This is a genomic window from Nocardia sp. 852002-51101_SCH5132738 (assembly GCF_001665695.1).
In the GTDB taxonomy this organism is placed as follows: Bacteria; Actinomycetota; Actinomycetes; order Mycobacteriales; family Mycobacteriaceae; genus Nocardia; species Nocardia nova.
Window position 1 is genome coordinate 1 of the sequence record NZ_LZML01000001.1, and the last position, 10,073, is coordinate 10,073.

General features: G+C 65.2%; 9 protein-coding genes. 6 read left to right on the top strand and 3 right to left on the bottom strand.

The features are described from left to right. Positions 1–549: 549 nt before the first annotated feature. From A5789_RS00005 to A5789_RS00015, 3 genes are all read right to left on the bottom strand, one after another. Positions 550–750: a hypothetical protein gene (locus A5789_RS00005; protein ID WP_064903370.1), complete on the bottom strand. Its 201-nt coding sequence runs from the start codon at positions 748–750 to the stop codon at positions 550–552. A gap of 252 nt (positions 751–1,002) precedes the next feature. Continuing rightward, the gene (locus A5789_RS00010) at positions 1,003–1,485 is read right to left on the bottom strand and encodes a hypothetical protein (RefSeq protein ID WP_155525713.1); all 483 of its coding nucleotides are present in this window, start codon (positions 1,483–1,485) and stop codon (positions 1,003–1,005) included. Positions 1,486–1,727: 242 nt separating this feature from the next. Further along, positions 1,728–2,180 carry a hypothetical protein gene (locus A5789_RS00015; RefSeq protein ID WP_064903377.1) on the bottom strand — a complete coding sequence of 151 codons (453 nt, stop codon included), beginning with the start codon at positions 2,178–2,180 and terminating at the stop codon, positions 1,728–1,730. A 445-nt stretch (positions 2,181–2,625) separates the two neighbouring features. On the opposite strand from A5789_RS00015, the gene A5789_RS00020 reads away from it, so the two are divergent. The 6 genes from A5789_RS00020 (at position 2,626) to A5789_RS00050 (ending at position 9,987) form a co-directional block, all read left to right on the top strand. Then, positions 2,626–3,492, top strand: coding sequence for a helix-turn-helix transcriptional regulator (locus A5789_RS00020; protein WP_064903379.1), 867 nt, complete (start codon positions 2,626–2,628; stop codon positions 3,490–3,492). Positions 3,493–3,496: 4 nt separating this feature from the next. Further along, a complete protein-coding gene (locus A5789_RS00025) occupies positions 3,497–3,859 on the top strand; it encodes a DUF397 domain-containing protein (RefSeq protein WP_156747608.1) in 363 nt (120 codons plus the stop codon). Between the two features lie 1,355 nt (positions 3,860–5,214). Next, the gene (locus A5789_RS00035) at positions 5,215–5,646 is read left to right on the top strand and encodes a hypothetical protein (protein ID WP_064903387.1); all 432 of its coding nucleotides are present in this window, start codon (positions 5,215–5,217) and stop codon (positions 5,644–5,646) included. Further along, entirely contained in the window at positions 5,643–6,410 is a 768-nt protein-coding gene (locus tag A5789_RS37150) for a hypothetical protein (RefSeq protein ID WP_064903388.1), read from the top strand. Before A5789_RS00035 ends, A5789_RS37150 begins: the two co-directional genes overlap by 4 nt. A gap of 32 nt (positions 6,411–6,442) precedes the next feature. Continuing rightward, positions 6,443–8,431 carry a cutinase family protein gene (locus tag A5789_RS00045; RefSeq protein WP_064903390.1) on the top strand — a complete coding sequence of 663 codons (1,989 nt, stop codon included), beginning with the start codon at positions 6,443–6,445 and terminating at the stop codon, positions 8,429–8,431. After that, positions 8,431–9,987: a peptidoglycan DD-metalloendopeptidase family protein gene (locus tag A5789_RS00050; protein ID WP_082940361.1), complete on the top strand. Its 1,557-nt coding sequence runs from the start codon at positions 8,431–8,433 to the stop codon at positions 9,985–9,987. Before A5789_RS00045 ends, A5789_RS00050 begins: the two co-directional genes overlap by 1 nt. Positions 9,988–10,073: the final 86 nt, after the last annotated feature.

A 10,073-nucleotide genomic window follows, 5' to 3' on the forward strand; every position in this document is an offset into this window, starting at 1 on the left:
TACCGCGCCCGCCGCAGCCACTACCAGCGACGATCCCAACCCACACCATGACCGCCAAGTCCGGCTGGAGTACTAGGAGGACGAGCGATATTGCGTCCCAGCTCATTTGGACCGCCTACCGTTGCGTTGGAGCACCCGGCGCCGGCGGATTCGACACACCGGCACCGGGCAGATTGGTATCCCGCGCGCGAAGCGCTTCAAGACATCGCTCGATCTCTTCGAGCGGTACATCGCAGTGGACCGGCCCAAGCGGGCCGACGAGCGCCTCTCGCTGCGGTAGTTCACGGCACGGCATCGGCCACCTCCCGGAGAGTTGACGTTGGGGTGCGCCCCGGCCCGAGCGCCTTGAGACTCCCCGGGACGGTGACCCCGTCTGGGCGTTACTGAATCGAATAGCGATGATGGAGAATTCAAGCGCCTCCATGCGGTCTCCGCTCATGCGCAGAGCTGCTTGAGCCCGGTCCATCCCCGTCAGAGCAGGCTCAAAGCCGGTCAGTGCGAAGGACCGACCGTCCGCGGTTGCGTGCAATAGCGTGGTGTCTGTGCCCATCAGTCGTCTTCTTCCTTTGTGTCGGAATCGAATTCGAACGGAATGGTTCGCGTAGGTCGTCGAAGATGGGGGTTGTGGAGATAGATCTGCTGTATGGCGTGCTTCAACTGGTCGACCTCGACACCCCGCCGATAGTCCCGGTACAGCAACCATACGGCGAGCGCGCTGAGCACGAGGGGGATGGCGTCCGTCGTGGTCATCTGCGGCCTACCGGCCACCGAGGTCGGTTCGGATGCCGGGGGAAGCCAGTTCTGGAGGATGCCGCGTTGGTGCGTCAGGAGGTGGACGGTTCCAGCCTGGGCTGACACGCCCGGTTGAATCGTTTCTGGCTGTCGACGAGGAGGGCTGCTGCCGGCGCCACCCGAGTTGGTGATCGAGTCGCCGGTTCAGTGCGTCCGTGCCGGTGACGTAGCATCCCATGGCGAGCAGCGTTGTTCGGGTGACGGCGATGGTCATGGTCGCCGCCTGGCGACGGATCGAATGATATCTTCGACATCCTCGAAGGGTGCGAGTCCCTTCTGCTGGGGCGGGTTCAGCCACACCCGGTTTGCCCGGCCCGGCGTTGGCAGGGAAAGCCTCATTCCTGGAACCGATTTCACGCCGTGGATGACGAATGCGGGATCGCTCTGCCAGGGGCGGTGTCTGGCGTTGGTGGTCGGCTGGGTCAGTAGGTACCACCGTTGTGTCGATGCTTTCGAGAAGATCGGGACATGCAAGTCCGATGCCCGTAACACTGTGAACAGTTGGGTGGCAAAGTTTCTCAGCATCCATAGTGGCTGAATTCCGGCGGCCCGACCGGTACGCAGAGTGATGAATCGTTTCGTGTCGATCTCGCAATGGAATCCGAACACGGTCTCGTAGGTATGGTGTCGATCCGTGACCAGGGCCAGATCGGTCGAATCGTTGTGGAGGTGCGCGGTGATTCTCATAGCCATCGGTAAAGCCTTTCGCAGATCATTCGTTTGAAATTGAGGCAGCCGTCGTTGACGATGCAGACGGCAAGGTCTGGACTGTGATGTTTCGCCCAGTCGTCAAGGAGGTTCCGAGCCGCGGTACGGCCCGCGCGGTAGTCCGCGATCACCCTGGGGTGGTCTGCGTCGCGGACGTCGGTGAATCGGACATGCACATCCGGTTCGTCCGGCAACCGCGATGACGAGTTGAAAGACAGCATGTGAGATCACCCGACACGTCCCAGGACAAGCGCTTCAGCGATCACGTCCGCGGCGCGAACGCGATAGTCATCCGACGGTGGCCGCCCGACCCAGCGGTGTCCGTCGGCACTGCTCGCGTCCCACGGCCCCCGTAGCCGCACCTCGGACCCGGTCGGCAAGATCTCGACACCTAGGCCGGCGAGCCCGGCCGCGTTCCGTCGGTCGTTGGCATCAACCGGCCGGGTCAGCCACACACACTGGCCCGACGGTGCACCGACCACTTGCCCAATTACGAGTCGCCCGAACCTGGTGGCCATCCGTCCGCTCAACGCAGCAGCGATCCTGATGGCGCCCACCGCCGGATTCACCCGCAGCAGACAGATGTCGTCCGGATATCCGGGGCGGGTGAACGCGCCACCCAGCCCACAGGTGGACCGGTAGTGGTCACAGACGGCGTCGACGATCAGCGTCATGGTCATCACCCGCTCAACCTCTGAACCGGCGGCGCCGGGACGGTTCCGCGGCGGCTTTAGCGGCGAAAACCAGACCAACGGCCTCTCCGGCGGTTAGTCCGAGCAATCGCGCCCATGACTCCAGGTCCGTCGTGATGTCTGCGACCTGCATCGCCGCTGTTGCTTGCTGGGCATCGAGCGTGCGCCCCGGCAGAAAGGAAACCACCCATCTGCCGCCCCCGACGCATGTCGCCTGATGTCCGGTCTGATCGCTGGTCATCAATGACCGGCCGATTACATGTACCGCCATCGTTCCCCGATCCCCTCGACTGCCGTCGAAGCAATGCATGAACATTGATGTGTCGTACGATGAGACTACGACATTTGAATCAAGTATCCAATGCATACGGAACGCTAATCTTGAGGCTTCTTTGCTGTACGGTGATTGCGGTCCATGAAGGGAAGGAACGGGATGCGAACGACATCTACGGTCGCCAACTGGGATCTGATGAAGCGCATCCGTGACCGTGCTGCACTTCGCGGCGTCACCGCGAAGAAGCTCGCGGGCGCGCTGGGCTTCACTCCGCAGTATGTCTCGCTGCTGATGAACGGCAAAGGCAGCCTTGCGAAGGACAAGCTGGAGATCCTGATCAACCTCCTGGAGTTCGACAAGGTCGAGCACGATGAGATGCTCGAGTTGCGTGAGATAGCCAAGGAACCACGCCCCTACGCCCAGGTGTCGGGCCTCTTCGGCGACACCCTCATGCGGTTCTATGGTCTGGAGGCCGGAGCGCAAAGCATCCGAACCTTCGAAAACAATGTCGTGCCCGGCCTACTGCAGACCGAGGCATACGCCAGAGACCTGATCAGTTCGACCGTCACGATCAGCCTGCCAACCGAGGTCGACCAGCGCGTCGCCGTCCGGACCGAGCGAGGACGCCTGCTCACCGGCCCCAACCCGATCGACACGCTGTCAGTGGTGATGGGACAGGCAGCGCTGATGCAGGAAGTGGGTGGACCAGACATTCATCGCGGGCAGCTGCGCCATCTGCATGACCTGGTGGAAGGGCACCCCGAACGGCTGGACCTGCGCATCGTCCCGTTTAAAGCCGGAGGGGCGGTATCGAGCCTCAACTCGGCGACCTATCACCTTCTTGACTTCGAGTCCGGGCGATTACCGACTCTGGGCTGGGTCGAGTCCGCGATCTCAGGCGAAATCATCGAAGACCCCGAAGCTGTCAACAAGCTCGCCTACAAGTACAACCAGATTCAGGCGATTGCACTCGGGCGCGAGGAATCCTTGCGCCTCATCGATCAACTGGCACGTCAGATAGGGTGAATGGGTGAGCATAGGCAAGAGGAAGATAAGTTCGCACAGCGGTGGAGAGCAGACCTGCGTGGCGGTCGGCCGTGACGGTAACCTCGTGCTCATCCAGGACACCAAGCAGGACGCCGAGCATGCAGACAAGCCAGCGACGCAGCCCGCGATCGTTTTCGCGGATTCGCATTGGCCCGCTGTCCGAGGAGTGGCCCTGAGTGCCTCCTCCGGTGAGGTTCAGGGCGCGGTCGCGATCGAACTGCATGTCGACGGTGCGGCGACCTTCCGTGGAGTGGACGCGCACGACCAGGCGGTCATCTTCGAGTTCGATGCTGACGAGATGGAGGCGTGGACCAAGGGTGTCGCGGACGGCGAGTTCGACCGCTGACAAGCTCGCGAAGGTGCCTGGTGCGACGCGATGGCGGCGCACCAGGCCTTTTTCGTTTCTGAGCGGAAACCTGTCGTCTTGCGGTTCGGGGTTGTTGGTTGTCGATATCAGCCGGGGGGCAGCCGACGTCGCGGATGTGGATTCTCAGGCGGTGGACGTCTCCGGCGGGGTCGTTGACGGCGAAACTGATGAGCCGGTGCGGGTGGATGCGGATGATCGCGCCGACGAAGCCGCTGCGGGGGTCGACGTAGGCGGAGCGGCCAGCAGGTGCCGACAACGACGAAGTTCAACCGGTTCGCGCCGCTTCGGGGTCACCATGATCCATTGTCGTGGGCGCACGCAGCGTCATCTCGAATTCGGCGAACAGAGGGTGGGTAACGATGAGGCTGCGGTAGTAGCGGATGGGGAGCGTGAGTAGGGCTGAGGGAGAGTCGTAGTTCGAGTGGTTGGGCTTGCTGAGATGTGGTGGGGCGCAGCACTTTTTACGGGGCACTCGTTCACCGCGATCGCCGGAATATCGACGTAATCGCTGCCGCCGTGTCCAGGCTGGGGATCGTTGTGCGATTCACCGGGTGCTGTCGAAGTTCATAGGCAGTGAGTTCAACCCCGTCATGGACGGCGGGCAGGTCGGGTGCCGCATCGAACTCACAATCTCGGGAGAAGCCGAGTAGGTGATTTGCCTCAAAGTTGCGGGTTCGTGTAATCCGTCTTACATTGGATGTGCGTCCTGTTCTCGAGGATTTCCCGGTGATCGCTGGCAGCGGATCCGGATGTAGCGCCACCAAGAGCACTAACAGCGCGGTGAACGCGTGGATGTGCTGTGGCTTCCCGACACGTGAGGTGACCGGCGCTGTTGCGTCGGAGCCGGTGGTCGGTGCGCATTCGCCTTGATCCTGTTCGAACATCGTGTGCTGCGAACGGCGTTGATCGCCTGCGGTTTTCGCGGTTGTCGACGGGGTCACCGTGGAAGTGGGTCCGCCGATGCGGAAGTCCAGTCGCGATCAACATCGTTGTCGTCTAGTCCTTATCGCCGGTGTGTTGCCGGCGGATGTCGCCGTAGCGTGCGGCGGTCTCGTGGTAGCGGAGTCCGGGCAGGTCGGAGTCCGTCAATCGGGTGTCACGGGGTCGGTCATGCCCAGTGGCGGGATGCGGTCCGGCGCTGTGGTCGTGGTGTGTCAGGTCCGTGGGGTGGTCGCCGAGGTTGCACGCCAGTTGGCGCAGGTGACACAGCACGTTGAGTGGCTGGTGGATGCCTTCATCGTCCGCCTGGCGGCCGGACTCGCGCGGCGGGCGCGTCGGCAGCTATATGGACAGCTGGGCCGACCCGAGAGCCAGCACCGATGGGTGGCTCGGCGATGACCAGCACGCAACGGCACCTGGATGGCTTCCTCACTGCGCTGGATTTGGACCGAGGCGCTGCGGCTGAGCTGCGTCACCTCACTAACGCCGACACGCAGCGCAGCCAAGTTCCCGACTCGACCGATCTGGCTGAGGACTTCGACGTTCGTTGGATGCAGGTCGAGCATCGGCGAGCCCGCGACGATGCCGCAAGACCCCGTCGTCGCCGACTCATTCTGACTGCGTTGAGCGTGTGCGCGGTGACAGGCGCGATCGCCGTGGGCGTGTTCCTGCACAGCACCGACCGAATCGCTGCGCCTATCCATCCCCCGATTACGACGGACCTGAACAGCTCGAGGCAGGGTCCCGCCACGCATGCGAGCCGGCAGACCGTGACCTCCACGATCGCGGACGGTGGGGTCCTGATCACGGGGATCACGCCGCGATGAGCACCGCATTCGAACTCGAAGAGTTGGCGTTTCCGCCGCAGATCGCTCCCGCGGTCCTCGTGGTCGGGGCGGGTGGCGGTGCAGGTGCGACAACCACCGCGTGGGGACTGGCAGCGGCCGTCGGCTCGACCACGGACTGGGGCGCGGTCGTCGTCGATGCGACCGCCTCCGGCGGCGATCTCGGCGTGCGCGGAGCAGAAGAGCTGATGCGACCGATGTCGCTGCAAGCGTGGCTGACCGAAATCGCCGACGGCGCAACGTCGATCACGCGCGAACTGGTGCTCTCGTCAAGTATCGGCGCGGGATTGCTGTGGCGAGACGACACAGTGTTGCCCGCCCGAGCCACCATCGCCACGACCGCGCGACTGCTGAGGCTATCGGGGTATCTGGGCATCTACGACGGCGGCGGGCACCTCTCGGCGAGTCGGCTGCTGCCGCTGATCTGCGACGGCCACACCAGCCTGATCGTCGCGACCTCGGCCCGACGCGGCACCGCGAACCGGTTGTTCGCAAGCCTGAAATGGCTGGACCACAACCTCGGCGGCGACGTCGTCGCGGACACCACAGTTGTTGTGACGCAACAGGATCAGCGCACGGGTTCACATGTCGAAGAGATCCGCCGAAGCGTGAGCGGCTGGGTGCGCGACGTGTTCGAGATCCCCTTCGACCCGCATCTGGCGGGCGGGGTCGCTATGAGCGTCGACCAGCTGCATTCCTCAACCACCACGGCCTACGCCGACATCGTGATGGGAGTCGGCCTGTGAAGCGACCGATCGCCACCCCCGCAATCAGGATCGTGGCGCTCGCCGCGACCGCAATGCTCGCCAGCACGACGCCCGCCGTCGCCGCACCCTCCCCCGCAGAACCGGCCGCATCGGGATGCCCCTCGGTGGCGGGGATCTTTCTGCCCGGTACGTGGGAAACCAACCCGCAAGCGGACCCCGCACGCCCGATCGGGCTGCTCGCTCCTGTGGGCACCGGACTGGTCGACCGATTCGGCGACGGGTTCCTGGCCCGATTCCCCGGCTACAGCGCCTCGGCATGGGACCGCGGGATGAGCTACGGCGCCAGTGAGGCCACTGGCGTCACGGCCGCTACCGGGGAGATCACCGATATCGCCGGACGTTGCGGCGCAACGAAATTCGTGTTGGCCGGTTACAGCCAGGGCGCCGACGTCATCGGCGACCTCGCCGCGAGCATCGGCTGCGGGACGGGACCGATCCCGGCGGACCGTGTGATCGCAGTCGGGTTGATCGCCGACCCGCAGCAAGGCACGGCGGGCGGCAAGGTCGTCGGCCCTGCGCTGGACGGGCACGGTATCGCCGGACCGCGCCCTGGCGGGTTCTGCCAGCTGTCGGCCGTGACCGCGCAGATATGCGATCCACGGGACAAATACTGCAACACCAACGCCGCGACCAATCCGATCCTGGCTGGCGTGGGCCGAATCCTCACCGGCGGAAGCGACCAACCCGCCGCGTCCGGGCCCGACGGTGCGCCGCTCTCCGGCGACAACCCGACAGGCACCACCGACCAGGCGGGTGCGCTCGGTGCCGATCCGGCGCAGCTACAGGCACTGACCCAGTCGCTGATGTCCGATTTCGGGCAAGGCGACCTTTCAAAGCTGGCTGCCGATCTCAATACCGTTGTCTCACAGGCCCTGTCCGGAATATTCGACTCGGGCGTGGTCACGGCGGTGCAGGACACGCTGCGGTCTCTGACTGATCTGGTCGACTGGACAGACAGCAATCCATCGGTGACCGAACGTCTGGCAGACGCACCGGCCGACTCGCCCGAACACCAGGCGAGCCAGGTGCTGACCGCCGCGAAGAACAGCGACCTCGGCACGGCCCTGGATTCGCTGGCCGCGATCGTCTCAAGAGTCGGCGAGGCGGGTGGTGGTTCCGCGCCTGATGCCACCGGACCGGCGAACGCGTTGGCGTCGTCTACCGCGCCGCTGAGCGCGATGCCAGCGGACACCTTGTCGCAGGCGAAGGCTGTGCTGTCCATCCTGAAACCGTCGACGGTGTTCGAGCAGGTGGTCAACGTCGCAACGAACACCCTCGACTTCGCCGCCAATATCCCGAAGATCCTGGATACCCTGCGCCAGATCGCCACAGTCGTCGCGGACGGCGGCATCGACCTGCCCGCGAAAGTCCAGGGCCTGCACGAGCAGTTCGGCACCTTGAACAATCTGTGCAACCCCCTGGTGAAAATGGCCGCCGGGGTCGACCTGCACACGGTGTCCAAGCTGCTGGCACTGATCCCCGACCCGCAGGGGATCGCCCAGATCGCGTCGGTGATCGTCGACATCCTGGGGAACCTGGACGTCGTCAAGCTCGCATTGCAGGTCGGCGAGCTCCAAGAACACCTGTGGGGCATCGCCGAAGCGATCACCGGCGGCGGCAACCTTGTCGACATCGGCGCCCGGCTCGTCGGCCTGATCCCGACACTGCTCGGGTTCGCCAGCACCGCGGTGAACACACTGACCGGAGCCGCCAAGACTCCCACCACCGCGCTCGACGCGGCACAGTCGAGTGAATCAAGCGCCTCGATGGGCGGCGCGTCGAACCTAGCGGGCCTGGCCGAGTCACTGGTCAACAGCGCGTCGCAAGGCGCGGCTGACCTCGGCCAGCTGGTCGCCGACGGCGTCTCGGCGGCATCGTTCTTCGCCTCGGGCGCCCATCAGGGTTACGACCAGTTCGTCGTCGATGAGTCCGGGCGCACCGCTGTCACGTGGCTGACGGACTGGTTCGCCGAGCGTATTCGGCAGGTCGGAGCCGTGTGATGAGCGCGGACATGACGGTGACCTCCGGCGGCAAGGCGATCATGGTCGTCGGGCTGGTCGTCGTGGCGGTCGTCATGCTGATCATCGGCTCCGGTCGATCCCGGCATACCGACCCCAACTGTCTTCCCGACATGCCCCGGCACGAGACGACTCATGGAACCGCTCGCGTCGTGATGCCGGTGGCGGACGGCACTTTCGTCCCGAGTTCGCCGTACGGGCCCCGGGGAGGAGAGTTCCATCCAGGACAGGATTTCGCCGCCGAGGCCGGCACGCCGATCTACTCGGCCACCGACGGCACGGTGGTGGCGGCCGGGCCTGCCGACGGGTTCGGGAACTGGATCGTCATCGACACCACCGACAGCGACGGCCGGACCGTGTCGACGGTCTACGGGCACATGTCGGCCGCAGGCGTGCTCGTGCACACAGGCGATATCGTGAGCGCCGGCCAGCACATCGCCGATGTCGGCAGCGAGGGCGAATCGTCCGGGCCGCACTTGCATTTCGAAGTCGTGCCCGGAGGACGGCTGTCCGGCGGCGAACACACCGATCCGATGCGGTGGCTCACCGCCCACGGCGCGGGCGAGACCCCGACGGACACGGTCGATCTGGTCGCGAACCGCAGCGGGTTGACCGGGCGATCCGGTTACGACAGCGGGTGCGGCCCTTCGCCGAGCGCCGCGCGACTGAAGGCTGGCTCGGTGCCAGAGGCATTCGAGCCGTGGATCGCCCGCGCCGCCGCCCTGTGCGCGGAGGTGACCGCGCCGCTGCTGGCCGCCCAGCTGCAACAGGAATCGGGGTTCGGCGTCGACGCGCACAGCCCGGCTGGCGCGATCGGTCCCGCCCAGTTCATGCCCGGGACATGGGACGCGCACGGGGTCGACGCCGACGGCGACGGCCGTAAGGATCCTCGCAGCGTCCCCGACGCGGTCATCAGCCAGGGCCGCTACGACTGCGAGCTGGCTGGTATCGCGAAACGTGGTCTGGCAGAAGGCACATTGCGCGGGGACCTCACCGAACTGTGGCTGTCGATGTACAACTGCGGCGCCGGGGAGACCCTGCGTCAGGGACAGGTCTGCCAGAACGACGAGACCCGCAACTACGTGCGTGCCATCCCGGCCGCCGCCTGTGCGTTCACCGGCACTGTATCGGTCGGCTCGCCGGTCGGCGCGGCGATCGTCGCCGAGGCGATGTGCTGGAGCGGACACCCCTACGTATGGGGCGGCGGCGGACCCGATGGACCCACCGCTGCCCAAGGCGGAGCGCCCGGATTCGACTGCTCCGGGCTCACTATGCGCGCGGTCGCGGTCGCCACTGGAGGCCGGATCATCCTGCCGCGCACCAGCCAGGAACAAGTCGACGACCCGCGCGGGACTCCCGTAGCGGAATCGGAGATCGAACCAGGGGACCTGGTCTTCCCCGCCGGGCCCGCGCCCGACCACGTCGCCGTCTACATAGGCGACGGAACCGTCGTACACGCCCCGCAAACAGGCGACGTCGTCAAGACCGCCCCGATCAGCGTTGTCGGCTCCAACCCGTCAGTCAGGAGATTCGGATGAGCACCGAACTGTAGGTTCTCATGATTGATTGCGGTTTCCCGCGTAGTTTGCGTCGATCTTGCGTTTCCGCAAGGTCGGTGGGACGT